This is a genomic window from Caecibacter sp. AF58-12pH5A (genome assembly GCF_027681725.1).
Lineage (GTDB): Bacteria > Bacillota > Negativicutes > Veillonellales > Megasphaeraceae > Megasphaera > Megasphaera hominis.
The window spans coordinates 21,478-37,120 of record NZ_JAQDBC010000026.1 but is presented as its reverse complement, the minus strand read 5'-3'; the positions used below and the strand labels follow the sequence as shown (position 1 = coordinate 37,120).

The window sequence follows — 15,643 nt, the reverse complement described above, 5'->3', positions numbered from 1 at the left end:
GTAACGCATCTTCTTTTATGATACCTAAAAAAACTTACACACTTAACTTGACAAACCCACTTTGATTGACTGGATGAACTTCTACAATTGCATTTGGCCGATTCATATAAACAAGATGGTAAACACCTGCAACCATTAATGTTAGGACTTCACCTTCGTAACTTTCTGCTAAAGCTTCATTAATATATGTCCATAATATTGCAGGGGTATTTGAGGTTTCTCTAACACAAAAATTCAATGCATCCTTTTGTGCATCACGTATTTTTATTAATTTACATAGTAAATATACCAAACTTTGGTATGCATCTTGTGACGTTTTGATGGTTGGTAAGTAATCGCATAATGCATTCAAAATCTGTTGATCATTTCCACGGCGAACGGCATTGGTCTTACTTAATTCAGGAAAACGTGCAGGTTTATTTAAGAAAGGTTCATTTGAGCCACCAAGTGCCTTTTTTAAGGTTTCCATTTCAAATGGAACGATTACTTTATGGCAGATGGTTCTTGCATCATAAGCACCAGGTAAAGCAGATTTTTTTTGAAGGCAAAGTGGATTAATAGCTTCGTCTGTTGCTTTTGCAAGCAGGGCGGTAAATAATACATATTTATAGGTTAGATGCGTATTATCAATGACATAGTCAATGAATTTTTTATGATCGCACACTGTGTTAGGGTTATAGCTTGCTGCTACATAAGCTTCTTGTAATTTTTTTGAAGCATCTTCTTTCATTCCCATGATTTATCATTCCTTTTTGTATAAATGAAATTCTTCTTTTGTGAAGCCCATATCCAATGCTCGGTATAAAAATCTGGCTGCAATGGAGGAATAGGGCTTCCATTTTTTGCATTTCTTTTCTATTGATGCCTTTGATATGTCAGTTGTCTTGTACAGCCACTTGTAACTCTGCAAGAAGGCAACATCTTCAAAAGGCAGGATGTTTTGCCGGTCTAAGACAAAAATTAAATACATTTTGGCCGTCCACATCCCGATGCCTGGAAGTTGAATCAATTGTGCCAATGCAGCTTCATCTGTCATAGTAGGAAATTGAGAAAAATCAAGTGTTCCTCCTAAAACTGCTGAAGCTGCATTCTTTATATATTTTGCCTTGGCGGTTGAGGTGCCTATGCTTTTTAAATCTTCTAAAGAAAGTGTGTCGATAGAATAAGGCGTCACTTGCCCCTTGCATAGGCTTTCGAGGCGGGCATAAATTTTAGCACCAGCTTTTACAGAGAGCATCTGTTCGATGATTTCGTGAATCAAGAAGGGAAAAGGATTATCTGTATGAGGCTCGTAAGTGATGGGGCCTATCATGTGAATGACTTTTTTTAACCTTTTATCCTTTTGGTACAGGTGTTGCACTGAGGGACTGTTCAAGTCTAGCGTTATGATATTTGCCATTGGACCACCCTTTGTTGTAGCGATTGTCGTATCATCAGAGACGACAATCACTATTAAATCCATTTTATTATAGCACGTTGCAACACTGTCTACTATAGCCACAGCATATCTGTACTGATTATTTGCTACGAGAATATTTAAATACGCGGATGCTCATCACGGGCATCCGTATTTTTTTGCCTCCATAGTACTTAACGATAGCCGTTCTGTCCTGTTACTCCTGAAGACCAAATTTTCAGGAGGTGTCCATCATGACGGACGAACAAAAACAACAGATTATCGCCCTGCGCCGGGATGGGGAAGGTTATGGCAGGATAGCGGCGCAGCTCCAGATTTCCATCAACACGGTGAAGTCCTTCTGCCGGCGGCACAGTCTGGCAGCCAGAACAGATGGGTCAGTCTGTGAGCAGTGCGGAAAGCCCATTGCCCAGAATCCGGGGAGGAAGCGGAAACGGTTTTGTTGCAATGCCTGCCGGAACAAGTGGTGGAACAGCCACCTTGACCTGGTGAAGCGGAAGGCCATCTACACCTTCACCTGTCCTGCCTGTGGGAAGAAATTCAACGTCTACGGTAACAGCCATCGGAAGTTCTGCTCCCACGCCTGCTATATTGCGTATCGGTTTGGGGGTGTCCGCCATGGATAAGAGGTCGTTTCAGAATGAAACAACCTTCCAGGTGACAATGCATCTGGCAAGGAAAATGATGGCGGCAAAGCTCATCACAGAGAAGGAGTACCGGGATTTCGAACAGGCGATGATTCGCCAATATCAGCCATTTTCAGGGGACTTATACACTTGATAATTGTATCAAACAGAGTGATATATAGTGTTGAAAGGAGCTGATTTGATGCGGACTATCCGTAAAATCGAACGAAGCATACCAAATTTAAAGAAACGAAAGAAAGTTGCCGCCTATGCCCGCGTATCCGTGGACTCAGAACGGATGCATCATTCCCTATCGGCGCAGGTCAGCTATTACAACAGCCTCATACAGAAGAACCCGGAGTGGGAATATGCCGGGGTATATGCTGACTACGGGATTTCCGGGACGAGGATAAAGAAACGGCAGGAATTCCTGCGGATGCTGGAGGATGCCGAAGCCGGGAAGATTGACATTATCCTGACCAAGTCCATCCAGCGTTTCGCCCGTAACACTGTAGACCTTCTGCGTACCGTCCGGCATTTGAAAGAGCTGGGCATCGAAGTCTGGTTTGAAAAAGAGAATATTCATACCATGAGCGGTGACGGCGAGCTGATGATGACCATTCTGGCATCCTTTGCCCAGGAAGAAAGCCGCTCCATCAGTGAAAATGTCCGGTGGCGCATCAAGAAACAGTTTGAGCAGGGGAATCCCAACGGCCGGTTCCGTGTCTACGGGTACCGCTGGGAAGGGGATAAACTGGTGGTAGTTCCCGAGGAAGCGGCTGTTGTCAGGCGTATCTTCCAGAATTTTCTTGACGGCAAATCCCGGCTTGAAACAGAACGAGAATTTGCCGCCGAAGGCATCACGACCCGGAATGGCTGCCGCTGGATGGATTCCAACATCAAGGTTGTCCTGACCAATATTACCTATACTGGCAATATGCTTCTCCAGAAAGAATACGTGACGGATCCAATCCTCAAGAAACGGAAGAAGAACCGGGGCGAACTTCCCCAATACTACGTTGAAAATACGCACGAACCAATCATCGACAAGAAAACCTTTGATTACGTGCAGCAGGAGATGGCGCGGCGGAAGGAACTGGGGGCGCTGGCCAATAAGTCTTTGAACACGACCTGCTTCACGGGAAAAATCAAATGCGGCATCTGCGGCAGAAGCTATATGCACAATCTCCGCACAGACCGGGGATTTGAAGAATTCTGGGATTGCGGCTCTCACAAGCTGAAAGGCCGGAACTGCGGCGCGAAAGGCAGTATCCCGCATGCAGTCCTTATAAAGGAGTGTACAGAAGCCTTGGGCCTGGATAATTTCGATGAACAGGCGTTCCTTGACCAGGTCGAAAAGATAGTAGTGCCAGAATACCACGTGATGGTTTTCTGTATGAAAAACGGACAGAAACTTATCAGGCACTGGGTATCAACGGCGAAGAAGGATTGCTGGACCGATGAGTACAAGGAACGTCAGCGGGATTGGATGAGAAACTATATGGCAAGTGGAAAGGGTACCCGGTTCTCGCCTTTTACGACCCGGGTACGCTGTGCTGTATGCGGCCACGCCTTCCGGCGATGCAAGCAAAAAAAGAAACAGGGCATCTCTGTTCACTGGCGCTGTGGCCAGGGCGGCAAGTGTAGCTCTCTCAGCGTCCGCGAGGAAGAACTGATGAAGATTGCTGCTGATGCCATGGGGCTGGAAGCTTTTGATGGCGACCGTTTCCGGGAAGAAATCGACTTTATGGAAGCCGGGGCAGAAGAACGGATCACCATCCATTTCAAGGATGGCAGGATACAGACTGTGCCATGGACGAAACCGAAGAAACAAGGAACCCGCCATACGGAAACTTATAAAGAATACATGAGCCAGCTGGGGAAGAAACGATGGACTCCAGAGAGAAAGCAAAGGATGAGTGAACAGATGAAAGCCCTGCGAAAGGAGCGTGGTGAAAATTGGCAAAGACAGTAAGAGCCATTCCGGCTACCATCAGCCGTTATACAGCGATCTCGATTAACAGCCGGAAGAAGCGGAGAGTAGCTGGCTATGCCCGGGTTTCTACGGATCATGATGACCAGGTTACCAGCTATGAAGCGCAGGTGGACTACTACACGAATTACATCAAGGGGCGGGATGACTGGGAATTCGTTGGCATCTATACTGATGAAGGCATCTCAGCCACCAACACCCGTCACCGTGATGGCTTCAAGAGGATGGTCAAGGATGCCATGGATGGAAAAATCGACCTCATCGTCACGAAGTCGGTCAGCCGCTTTGCCAGAAATACCGTTGACAGCCTGACTACCGTGCGAAAGCTCAAGGACAAGGGCATCGAGATTTATTTCGAGAAGGAAAACATCTGGACACTCGATGCCAAGGGCGAGCTGCTCATCACCATCATGAGTTCCCTGGCACAGGAAGAAAGCCGGAGTATCTCGGAAAATGTTACCTGGGGGCATCGGAAACGATTCGCTGACGGCAAGGTGAGTGTGCCGTTTGAACATTTTCTCGGATATGACCGGGGGCCGGACGGGAATCTGGTCGTCAATCGGGAACAGGCCAAAACAGTGAAACTGATTTACCGCTTGTTCCTAGACGGATATACCTTCCATTCCATTGCTAAAGAACTGACTGCCAGAGGGCTGGAAACCCCGGCGAAAAAGAAACGCTGGTATCCGCGGACGGTAGAGAGCATCCTGACCAATGAGAAATACAAGGGCGATGCCCTGCTGCAGAAGCGGTTCACCGTCAACTTCCTGACCAAAGAAACGAAGGCGAATGAAGGGGAAGTGCCGCAGTACTATGTGGAAAATAATCACGAAGCTATCATCAGACCGCAGGTCTTCGACTGGGTGCAGGAAGAAATCAAGCGCCGGCGTAAGGGCAGGAGCCGCTACAGCGGTGTATCCATATTCTCCAGCAAAATAAAATGCGGCCAGTGCGGCGGCTGGTACGGGGCCAAGGTCTGGCATTCGACCGATAAGTACCGCAGAACCATCTATCGGTGCAACGACAAGTTCAAGAGTCATTGCAAGACACCGCATCTGACAGAGGACGATATTAAGGAAGTCTTCATCCGGGCTACCAATCAGCTCATCGAAAACAAAGCAGATGTCCTTAACTGCATCACCCTGCTGAAGGAACGGCTTACCGATACAGAAAAGCTGGAAGAGGAGCGGGACAAGCTCAGCACAGATTTGAACCTGCTGGCCGAGAAGGTACAGCAACTCATAGCCGAGAATGCGCGGGTGGCACAGAACCAGGATGATTACGACCGGAACTACAGCAAGCTGGTCAGCCGATATGAAGCGGCGAAGAAGCAGTATGACAAGACCTGTGAAGCCATCCAGTACCGCAAGGCCCGGAGCCGCCAGATGGACAGCTTCATCAAGGAGCTTCGGGAGCAGGAACTCATCAAGGCGTTCGATGCCCGGCTGTGGGGCAGCCTGGTGGACTTCATCACAGTGTACAGCAAAGACGATATCCGGGTGACCTTCAAGGACGGAACGGAAATCAGAGTATAAGCAGGGAAAAGGGCATACGGCAGAGAATCTAAGAGAAAAGGAAGGATTCTCTGCCGTATTTTTGATGAAGAAAATCAGGGTGTGATATAATAGTAGAAAATTATGGAACTCGGGGATGGCAGGTGAATTTACTATGGAACGGATTGAAGGAACAGTTACAACGGCAATATCATATGCCAAGACGATAGATGCGAAGGCAAGAGAACAGATCCACCGCATGTGCAGTTATGAGCTGACGAAGGGGAGCCGGGTGCGGATTATGCCGGATGTCCATGCCGGAAAAGGCTGTACGATTGGCACGACGATGACAATCACCGACAAGGCAGTACCGAATATCGTCGGCGTAGACATTGGCTGTGGTATGTATACGATTAATCTTGGCAAGCAGTCGATTGATTTTGCCAGGCTCGACGAAGCGGCTCACATCGTGCCTTCCGGAATGAATGTCTGGCCCGAGAAACAGGCTGATTTCGATTTGCAGCAGCTCTACTGCCATGACAAGCTGAAGAAGCTGTCCTGGATTGCCTGCAGCATCGGCACCCTGGGCGGCGGGAACCATTTCATCGAGGTCGATGAAACCCATGATGGCTGGCATTATCTCGTCATCCATACGGGCAGCCGGAACCTGGGCAAACAGGTCGCAGAGATTTATCAGCGCATGGCCGTTGAGTTGAATGCCCATGATGAAACGTTGGAAGAACGGCCTCAGCATATCATAGAGGAATATAAAGCGTCAGGACGGCAGAAAGAAATTCAGCAGGCCATCCAGCAGGAGAAGTCAGAACAGCGCAGGGAAAAGATACCGGAAGACCTTTGCTTTGTTTCCGGCAAATACCTGGAGCAGTATCTGCATGATGTAGCTCTTTGCCAGCAGTTTGCCAGACTGAACCGGGAGCAGATTGCCAAAGCCCTGCTGGAAAGAGCGGGCCTGCAGCCAGGTGAAGCTTTCCATACCATCCACAACTACATCGATGTCGATGAGATGATCCTCAGAAAAGGAGCCATCGCTGCACATAAAGGTGAAAAGGTTCTCATTCCCATCAACATGCGTGACGGAAGCATCCTGGCCATCGGCAAAGGCAATGCCGAATGGAATTACTCTGCCCCGCACGGAGCGGGTCGCATCATGTCCCGTACCCAGGCCATCAAAGAACTTTTCCTCGAGGAATACCAGAAGGAAATGGCGGGCGTATATACCACATCGGTTAGCGAAGGCACCATCGACGAGGCTCCTATGGCCTATAAATCCCTTGACGATATTTTGGATGTCATCGGTGATACTGTGGACGTTATTGATGTGATGAAGCCAGTCTATAATTTCAAGGCTGCGGAAGAACGTAAGTTTTAGATATGGATGGCAGAGTATGAATTAGTGAGAGGGATTGGTATGCGTTTAAGAGATTATTCAACAGTACAGATTGTTCAGCATTGTTTACAACAAGGCAAAGAGGGAGAATATTGGGACTTTAAACAGGAGTGGCATCAGAAGATACAAGATTTGCTAAAGGATATTATTTGCTTTGCCAACACGGTACATGACAAGAAATGCTACATCATTTTTGGTGTTGCAGATGACTTGAAAATTGTAGGAATGACTGAGCCTAGAAGAAAGCAAGCTGATATTATTGATGCATTGTCGAATTTGTGGTTTGCCGGGGATATTTCTCCTAAAATATCTGTCGAAACAGTCATGATTAGTGGTGTTGAACTGGATGTATTGGTAATTGATAATGTTGAACGTACACCAGTTTATTTGAACCGGGATTATGGGAATATGAAACGTGGATGCATCTATGCACGTGTTCAGGATCGGAATACTCCTAATAATGGAAACGCTGGTATGGAGATTATAGAAAATCTATGGAGAAAAAGGATGGGCCTCACTAAGCCACCTTATGAATATATAATAGACCGACTGCAAAATCGAGAGGAGTGGTCGGACTATGATGGTGATTTCTACAATATTTATAAGCCAGAATATCGAATCCACAGTTATCAAGACGATGAACGAGATACTTTGGTTGCTGAGTTTTATGCATACACTCAAGTTAATACGAGTGTATTTTATTCTTGTATTGATATAATAGCTAATAATACCGTGTTAGATACATATCAAATTGTTCATCTAGATGGAGGAAGGCTGCATATCCCTATTCCTGAATGGGGATACATAGATAAAAAAGAAAGATGTAATGGGCATTATTCATATAAATTCTATCTTGCTGACAGTCCTAGATATACATTGCTAAATTTTATGTATTGCTCAGAGAATCCAGAACAAAAAACGGCATATGATTATTTTATGCGGGTAATATTGTTATTTGACTCTGAAGCTGAGCAAAATGAATTTAAAAAGTATGTATCTGCTCATTTAAATCAGCTCGAAAACTTTATTGGTGTGGATACAAAGGCTTATAACACATCGGATTTACGAGGTACCGAAAAGCGTGTCGTTCAGGAACGGTTGAAAACAGGTGCGGCACTTAATAAAATGTTGTTACAATGGAGAAAATTAAATACAATTTCTAGGCGTTCAGATTGATTTCAATCGGGCGCGCAGTCTGGCTTCCGCTCTGTGATAAATGGTATCCAAAGTATTGGCATCATCATTGAGTTCTGCCATTACGATATCGACGTATTCTGCATTGGTGAAGATGCGCCGATACAAATTGATGAATTCGAACTGCTGCAACAATCGTTCACGTAAAGCTTCATCGGATAATTCCAATCGCCCTTGGAGATTGGCCAGCCATTGCTTTATGGCGGGCGGCAGCTTTGCATTTGATTTGCTGTATGGAAAATCATATTTGAGCATGAGCTGTAAGCGAAACTTTTCATCAATATCACTGAACTCACTGTTATCCATGCCGCTCAGATCATAGGCGATTACTTCACATAACAAGTTGAATGCCTGTTCGTATTTCTTTTCTTCGAAGAGAAATTCATACATATCGAGCCGGGTACAGCGGTAAAGTCCCATCTCGCCTTCATTAATATGCTTAAGGGATTCTTCATTGAAGAACTGCCAGATAAGGTCACGGTAGCCAAAGTGATGCGGATTCTTATGGTTCATCCGGTCGTTCATCTCCCATATGGACATATACTTGTGGCGATGGAGATAGGGGACATATTGGTTCTCCGTAAGCTCTTGCGTTCCGGATTCAGTCAGTTCGTAAAAGCGTACAGGAAATTTCTTTTCCAGCTCTTCGGGAGAAGCATTGCTCAATAGGCGGTCAATCAGATCAGCCTTCTTGCCGCTTACCTTTTGACCGATTGTCCTCAATTCATTTTTTATTACCGGGACTGTCTGATTCTGGATGGCAGAACGCAGGTTGCCGGGCTGGATAAAACCTCTTTTTTCCAGTGACTTCAATACATCTCCGGGATGTTCTACGGAATACTCATAATACCAGAATCCCTGGAAATGCTGATGCGATAAATCTGTAGAGTAAGTATGGGCATAATCAAGCATCAGAATTTCATGCGGATACAAGCCTCTCTTTGTGGGAACCGCTTTTTTCAGACGTAGACTGAGGGGGACTATATCTGGCGATGGACTGTCCGCAGGGGGTTCTCGTGAAAACGTAATCTTCACAGGACTATCGTTGCCCGGGGGAAGAGTTTGCTCTGCTGGCGGTGTGTTGTCGATGGGTTGATGGAAGAGTTTCTTGAAAGTGTCAAATAAGCCCATGGTATCAGCTCCTTGTTGTAGATTCCTTTTGTTCCAGTATACCATGATGGCGCAGATTTGTAAGGAAAAGAGTGAACCTCTGTCTATGCACACGGGGGTGTTCAAAATTTCAGTTATCGTTCGATTGTATCAAATACGACGTAGGTTGAGAGCAAAGATGTTTGGGATTGATACAATATTGGGAACGGTGTGCATAGCGGAAATGTCCATATATAGCGAGGTCTTGGCAAACGTCGGCAGATGGCCGACATTTTTTATGCTTTGAAATGCGGGTAGAATCAGAAGGAATCATATAAGTTCTTAATAACACCATGAATATGCTATTAACGATAGCAATGGCATCGTTAATGACATAGAAAAATAGTTATCGCGTTATCTGACTAGTTTTCTATTGTTCGGTAGTATTGCTATGGATAGAATAAAAAATGTAGTACAATATTATTATCAATGAAAAGTGCGTTATCGTCTGGACGAGGTGATAATTCATGCGGGTTTACAATTATGCATCTTTTGCTGAGGTGTTTTCGAAAGGCATTATCAAACCTAATATGACTAAAGTTGCCAAAATCTTATTTGAGCCAATCATTAGTCTTGGAGACTGTGTCAATAGACGTGGGGAGCCATATACCATCGATAATAAGTCGGCAAGCCTTTGGTATAAACAAGAAGCAGATATTCCAGGCAATTTGAAAAAAGCAGCGAATGATGGTCGTGTATATAAGGGAATAGGGAAATATTTTACTGATGAAGTTTTGGACAAAGTCCTTAGTGGGGTTAAGGCCGATGATATGATGAATGACTTGCTAAATCTCATTAAGGAATCAGATTTGTCTGAAATGGAAAAAGGTGATTTAAATAAACTGTATGAGAATGGTGATTTGGGAGGATTTTTAGGTAGAGCGCTCTTGTATGCCATATTGCAAAACAATATGAAAAAGGATGCATCTTATGAGGACTATTCGAAAACAGCCCAGGCAACAGCCGCAGATATTAACCATGAAATAGAAGCTTTCAGGCAGTTTGTTGGGCAATTCAAAAAGCCTGCTCCACTGTCTCCACCTTTAACTATTGCAACAGAAGAAATGAAATATGTAACAGAGCTATTCCGCGTTTATCAGGAAAAAACAGGAGTGAAATGTGATTGTGTAAAGGATCTCGATTCATGTCCTAATATGAAAAAGAATTTTAACAGACAGAGAAAAGACTACTATTTAGCGGAAACTATCAGGAGGGGGCTTCGAGATACCGTAGCACCACAGGAGGAGGAAAATTTTGAGGCGGTAAAGGAAGAAATGTATGAAGGTGTCGTAACGACGGAAGAAAAAGATTATGCTTGCGGCTATGACAGAATGAACGCTGTAATGGAGCATGCGACATTGGTTGAGCTTTCTTCTAATTTACAAACTGTGACTCTGAATTGGATTGGACCAGGGGAAAAGAAAGGCATTTGTCATATGCTGGTCAATGATGAGAAACTCAGCTGGATAGAGGGTGATTAAGCTGCAAAAGAATATTTTCAATACATTCAGTATCCGTAACCAGGGTGAAACAGTAAGAAAAAACAAAGAAGTATTCAATACAGTTTTCGAAATGGAATTAAGAATTATGCTACTGATGAGTTCCGTACCAGAACTGTTTTTTTCGAGTACTCGTATATTGGCATTTGACTTCATCAATTGTTATGCAAAGGTTTTTGGTATAGCTCTTGAGAATCTGCATGGCAATAATGATTTTATGTATGCAGAAATGGCGGGAAGACGTTCGTTGATTACCGAAGCAATCAAGAAGTTAGTACGTCATGGAATATTGAAAGTCAAAAATAATCATGGATATCAGTATAAAATCACAGAATATGGATTGGAGATATCAAATGGCTTTCATAGTACATATGCACAGGAATACCGCAGGGTATCAAGGATTTCTACGAAAAAATATAGTTGCAAAAATGATGAGGAACTGCTTCAAGAAATTCAGCATCGTCCTATTGCAAACTAAAGGGGTAAATGTTTATGTTTTACATAAAGTGGCTTAAGATTACTGCAAATCAAAAAGAATCAAGAATAGACTTTGCTCCGGGTCTGAATATAATTTATGGTCCATCAAATACCGGAAAAAGTATGGTGTTGGATTGTATAGATTATATGATGGGAGCCGATACTCATCGATTCGATGTCAATTTAAAAGTGGAGAAGATTCAAATAGGAATAGATGTCAAAGGGGAAAGCCTTTCTATCAGCCGGGACATTAACACTAAATCTTTCGAAGTAATTAGTCATGTAGACGGTATAGAAACAGCTACTTACAAGATAAAGGGAGGAAAAAAGAATCCACCTATTAATGATGTCTGGATGAAGCTTTTGGACATTCCTCTTGATACTAAGATTCTTAAAACGCAGGAAGGAAAACCGCAGGCTTTGACGGTTAGAACGTTTTATCATACGTTCATCATAGATGAGGACCGAATTCATGATAAAGCCAGCGTTCTTAAAGGAAAGCATGGATTAGGAGGAAAGGTAGGAACCCCGGCTTTAACCGCATTATTGTACCTGGGGACGGGTAATAACTATCTTCCAAAGTCGGCTTTTATTGATCCAAAAATAAAGAAAGCAAAAGATGAGGGAGTGCTGAAAATTGTCAACAGAGGCATGGGCTTCTTAGAAAGGCAAAAGTCATCTTTCGATGATACATTACCTTTGCTTCAACCCGTTGAATTGCAGAATAAAATCAATCAAACAATCGATGAAATCGGAGCTGCTAAAGGAATCCTTAAAGAAGCTTTGACCTCATGTCATGAAATTGGAGAGAAAATCAATAAAGTGATGCGGCAGATTTCAGAAGACGAGGTCTTGATGAATCGGAATCAACTCCTTTTATCACAATATAAGGCAGACATTAAACGTCTGACTTTTATTGCGGAAGGGAATATGGTTTCTAAAAAAATCAAAAAAGTAGAAAGATGTCCTTTCTGCAATGGAGAACTTCCTCATGAACATGAAGAGGACTGTATAGGTTCTGCTATTGCAGAAGAGCAAAAAATTGAGATTCAGGTCAAGGATTTGCAATCAGTCCAGGAATCTATACAGGAAGAATATGTTGCTTTAGAAAAGAAAAAAGATATGCTCATTAATCAGAGAAATGAGCAGGAAGAGAAAATACGAGGAGAACTTGAGCCTAAAATCCGGCAGTTGAAAAAGCAACTTGATGATTTTAAAACTTCATTGAGATTTGCTGAAATGAATATCATGATTGACCAATTTTCAACATTTCTTAAGCAAGAACGTGATGCTGTTGAGAATGAAGAAACTACTGACATTCATTTGAATGTAAAAGAGAAATTCAAGGAGGTCTTTAAAGAACTCCTTGATACGGAAGTAGACGAACTTTTAAGATACTGCGATTATCAGAACTATTTGGATTCATATTTTGATATCGATAGCTATGATGTTGTCGTTAATGGTCATGAAAAAAAGAGCCAAGGTAAAGGATTCCGTGCTTTTTTGAACACGATACTAGCTGTTGCAATGGAAAATTGTCTGGAAAAGATGGGACATTATCATCCTGCGCTTTTTGTTGTAGATTCTCCGATCCTTTCATTAAAAGAAAAAGATTCAAAGAGAGATTCGTATGTTACGGAGCCCATGAAAGAGCATTTGTTTAGATATTTTTTGATAAGGGAGGATTCTCCACAAACGATTGTTATTGAAAATGAAATTCCATCTATCGATTATGAAGGTGCAAACCTTATTCACTTTACAAAAAATAAGGGGATAGGGAGATATGGCTTGATTGACGGATATCAAGAATAAACTATTTGCAATAGGTTTCTCACTAAGGTGAGGAGCCTATTTTTTTTGCCTTTTTTCAGCAAACCATTTTATTCCATTTTACGCCACTTCATGTCAATTACACGAGTTTGATTTTGGAATAGACTATAGACAGGCAAGGGAGAGAACTCCTGGCCACAAATAAATCGTAGTCCGAATAGCGCTATAAGGACGGCGGTTGCATAAAGCAGAAAGTACAGCCGATGTTGTACTTTGCTGATCATGCATCCACCGTGTTTTTCTATGCCTATTTGGGCTGTCAGAAAACTGGCGCTGATGCTGTATCAGCGCCAGCTTTTTGTCTCCGCCGTTCTTCTCGGACGGAATGGAGACAAAAATGGACAAAAAACAGACAAGCAATGAGAAACGTTTTTACATTCCTCTGGAACTCACTCCAGAAACCGTCATCACTGAGGAGTACAAGGGTTGTGAAATCCGCTGGTCAAAAATCGGTTGCCGGAAGGTACGTACTATCCTCATCCCGGCTACCAAAGAACAGTACTATGAATACATGCGTCCGCTCTGGCGGGAAGATAAACGCCAACAAAGACATGGCACCGATGAGGTATCGGCGGACAAGGGGCGGGATGACTACGAGCTGGAGGTGCCTGATGACTTCAACTTAGAAGAAACAATTCTGAAGGAAGAGTTGCTGGCAGCGCTGCGCCAAGAACTGGCAGCCCTGCAGGACATCAATCGGACTATCCTGCTAATGCTTGCCGATGGTTCCAGCGAAGCGGCGGCCGGGAAGGCCGTTGGCTTGAGCCAGAAAGCGGTGAACAAGCGCAAACATAAGCTCTATGCACTCCTAAAGGAACACCTCGAAGACTTCCGTTAAATGGGGAAAAATCCGGCTGCAAAAAAAGTGGCCGGATTTTTTTTGAAATCGGTACTTAACGATAACGCGGTTGTCCTATTACTGGTGAAGGGCGAACGAAGAAGCTCTTCAGGAAGGAGGCAGACAGATGATTCACACACAGAAACCTGAGAAAATGGCTCAGCAGCAAAAGCTGAACCGGGAACTGGCGGCAGTGCTGATGGCCATCAGCACCACGACCCGCAGTATCGCCAGGAACATCCATCTCTTATCGATGCAAAGACATGTGAAAGGAGTCAATCCATATGACAAACGATGAATTGCAGAAACTGGCAGCAGCCCTGACCGATTGCGGAAAGGCGCTGCTGAAGATTTCCGAAGCCATGGCGGTGAAAGAAGATAATCCGCCAGCTTCAGAAGCAAAATCTGAGAAGGCTGAAGAGCCGCTGACCCTGGAAGCTGTCCGTAAAGTTGCTGCCGACAAGGCTCGCAAGGGATTCACAGCAGAAGTCCGCAGTCTCATCCAGAAGTATGGGGCGGACAAGCTGTCCGGCATTGATGCGGCGCAGTACGAAGCATTCTTGAAGGAACTGGAGGTGATTGGCCATGCCGGATAAACATGCGGTGCTGTCCGCATCTTCCTGCTACCGCTGGCTGGCCTGCCCGCCGTCTGCGAAGGAATGTGCCAAGCTGCCGGATACCTCCAGTGAATTCGCCCGGCAAGGGACGGATGCCCATACGCTCTGTGAATTCAAGGTGAAGACGGCGCTGGGGCAGGAGCTGGAAGACCCGACGAAATCCTTGACGTATTTTGACGAGGAGATGGCGGAATGCACCGACGAATACGCACAGTTCGTCATGGAATGCCTGGCAGCGGCTAAAACATCCTGCAAGGACCCGCTGATCATGATTGAACAACGGCTGGACTTTTCCAGGTGGGTGCCAGAAGGATTCGGTACAGGTGACTGCCTTATCGTGGCCGACGATACCTTGACAGTCATCGATTACAAGCACGGCCTGGGAGTCCTGGTGGATGCCGAAAAGAATCCGCAGATGATGTGTTATGCTCTCGGGGCCTTGAATCTGTTCGATGGTATCTATGACATCAAACAAGTTTCTATGACCATCTTTCAGCCCCGCCGGGACAACGTCAGTACCTGCACCATGAGTAAGGACGAGTTGCTCCAGTGGGCCGAAACGGTGCTGAAGCCCGCTGCGGAACTGGCGGCCAAAGGCGAAGGGGAGTACAAGGCCGGCGACCACTGCCGGTTCTGCAAAATCAAGGCGACCTGCCGGAAACGGGCCGAGTATAACCTGGAACTAGCCCGGTATGATTTCGCCGTCCCATCCACACTGCAGGATGAAGAAATCGAAGTCGTTCTGGCCAAGGCCGATGAACTGGTTAACTGGGCTGGGGATGTCAAGGAATACGCTTTGCAGCAGGCCTTGTCAGGCAAGATCTGGACTGGCTGGAAACTTGTCGAAGGACGGTCGAACCGCCGCTATGTGAGTGAAGAAGCCGTAGCCGCGGCTGTAGAAAACGCGGGTTTCAATCCGTATGAAAAGAGGCTGCTCGGTATCACAGCGATGACGAAGCAGCTGGGTAAGAAGCGGTTCGAAGAACTGCTGTCAAATTTAGTCGAAAAACCACAGGGCAAGCCGGTGCTTGTACCAGAATCGGACAAACGCCCGGCTATGCACACTGCGGCAGATGATTTTAATATTGCAAATTAAGGAGGA

General features: G+C 44.9%; 16 protein-coding genes. 13 read left to right on the top strand and 3 right to left on the bottom strand.

Features of this window, described 5'->3' with window-relative positions; translation table 11 throughout:
• Positions 1-34: 34 nt before the first annotated feature.
• Complete coding sequence (locus PGX44_RS10495; RefSeq protein WP_498855337.1) at positions 35-736, bottom strand: restriction endonuclease, SacI family; 702 nt, start codon at positions 734-736, stop codon at positions 35-37.
• 6 nt (positions 737-742) lie between these two features.
• Entirely contained in the window at positions 743-1,462 is a 720-nt protein-coding gene (locus tag PGX44_RS10490) for a DNA-3-methyladenine glycosylase family protein (RefSeq protein ID WP_498855336.1), read from the bottom strand.
• 188 nt (positions 1,463-1,650) lie between these two features.
• Here PGX44_RS10490 and PGX44_RS10485 point away from each other — a divergent pair, with 188 nt between their 5' ends.
• The 6 genes from PGX44_RS10485 (at position 1,651) to PGX44_RS10460 (ending at position 8,113) form a co-directional block, all read left to right on the top strand.
• Positions 1,651-2,043 carry a hypothetical protein gene (locus PGX44_RS10485; RefSeq protein WP_498855335.1) on the top strand — a complete coding sequence of 131 codons (393 nt, stop codon included), beginning with the start codon at positions 1,651-1,653 and terminating at the stop codon, positions 2,041-2,043.
• Positions 2,036-2,197 (top strand): SHOCT domain-containing protein, encoded by a 162-nt coding sequence (locus PGX44_RS10480; protein ID WP_295247131.1) that lies wholly within the window; start codon positions 2,036-2,038, stop codon positions 2,195-2,197. The genes PGX44_RS10485 and PGX44_RS10480 overlap by 8 nt, the downstream gene beginning before the upstream one ends.
• A 48-nt stretch (positions 2,198-2,245) precedes the next feature.
• A complete protein-coding gene (locus tag PGX44_RS10475) occupies positions 2,246-4,018 on the top strand; it encodes a recombinase family protein (protein ID WP_498855334.1) in 1,773 nt (590 codons plus the stop codon).
• On the top strand, positions 4,003-5,571 hold the full coding sequence (locus tag PGX44_RS10470) for a recombinase family protein (RefSeq protein WP_498855333.1): 1,569 nt from the start codon (positions 4,003-4,005) through the stop codon (positions 5,569-5,571). Before PGX44_RS10475 ends, PGX44_RS10470 begins: the two co-directional genes overlap by 16 nt.
• Positions 5,572-5,704: 133 nt before the next feature.
• Complete coding sequence (locus PGX44_RS10465; protein WP_498855332.1) at positions 5,705-6,919, top strand: RtcB family protein; 1,215 nt, start codon at positions 5,705-5,707, stop codon at positions 6,917-6,919.
• Between the two features lie 6 nt (positions 6,920-6,925).
• A complete protein-coding gene (locus PGX44_RS10460) occupies positions 6,926-8,113 on the top strand; it encodes an AlbA family DNA-binding domain-containing protein (protein ID WP_498855331.1) in 1,188 nt (395 codons plus the stop codon).
• Here the strand turns inward: PGX44_RS10460 and PGX44_RS10455 are convergent.
• Positions 8,105-9,262 carry an SAP domain-containing protein gene (locus PGX44_RS10455; RefSeq protein ID WP_303854883.1) on the bottom strand — a complete coding sequence of 386 codons (1,158 nt, stop codon included), beginning with the start codon at positions 9,260-9,262 and terminating at the stop codon, positions 8,105-8,107. The genes PGX44_RS10460 and PGX44_RS10455 overlap by 9 nt on opposite strands.
• Before the next feature lie 485 nt (positions 9,263-9,747).
• Here PGX44_RS10455 and PGX44_RS10450 point away from each other — a divergent pair, with 485 nt between their 5' ends.
• The 7 genes from PGX44_RS10450 to PGX44_RS10420 all read left to right on the top strand — a co-directional run bounded on the left by PGX44_RS10450 (position 9,748) and on the right by PGX44_RS10420 (position 15,637).
• A complete protein-coding gene (locus PGX44_RS10450; protein WP_498855330.1) occupies positions 9,748-10,761 on the top strand; it encodes an ABC-three component system protein in 1,014 nt (337 codons plus the stop codon).
• Entirely contained in the window at positions 10,754-11,257 is a 504-nt protein-coding gene (locus tag PGX44_RS10445) for an ABC-three component system middle component 2 (RefSeq protein ID WP_498855329.1), read from the top strand. Before PGX44_RS10450 ends, PGX44_RS10445 begins: the two co-directional genes overlap by 8 nt.
• A 14-nt stretch (positions 11,258-11,271) precedes the next feature.
• Positions 11,272-13,068 carry a hypothetical protein gene (locus PGX44_RS10440; RefSeq protein ID WP_498855328.1) on the top strand — a complete coding sequence of 599 codons (1,797 nt, stop codon included), beginning with the start codon at positions 11,272-11,274 and terminating at the stop codon, positions 13,066-13,068.
• 355 nt (positions 13,069-13,423) lie between these two features.
• Positions 13,424-13,924, top strand: coding sequence for an RNA polymerase sigma factor (locus PGX44_RS10435; protein ID WP_498855327.1), 501 nt, complete (start codon positions 13,424-13,426; stop codon positions 13,922-13,924).
• Between the two features lie 127 nt (positions 13,925-14,051).
• On the top strand, positions 14,052-14,222 hold the full coding sequence (locus PGX44_RS10430; protein ID WP_498855326.1) for a hypothetical protein: 171 nt from the start codon (positions 14,052-14,054) through the stop codon (positions 14,220-14,222).
• Entirely contained in the window at positions 14,209-14,520 is a 312-nt protein-coding gene (locus PGX44_RS10425) for an rRNA biogenesis protein rrp5 (protein ID WP_289001912.1), read from the top strand. Before PGX44_RS10430 ends, PGX44_RS10425 begins: the two co-directional genes overlap by 14 nt.
• Entirely contained in the window at positions 14,510-15,637 is a 1,128-nt protein-coding gene (locus PGX44_RS10420; RefSeq protein ID WP_498855325.1) for a DUF2800 domain-containing protein, read from the top strand. Before PGX44_RS10425 ends, PGX44_RS10420 begins: the two co-directional genes overlap by 11 nt.
• The last annotated feature ends 6 nt before the right edge of the window (positions 15,638-15,643 follow it).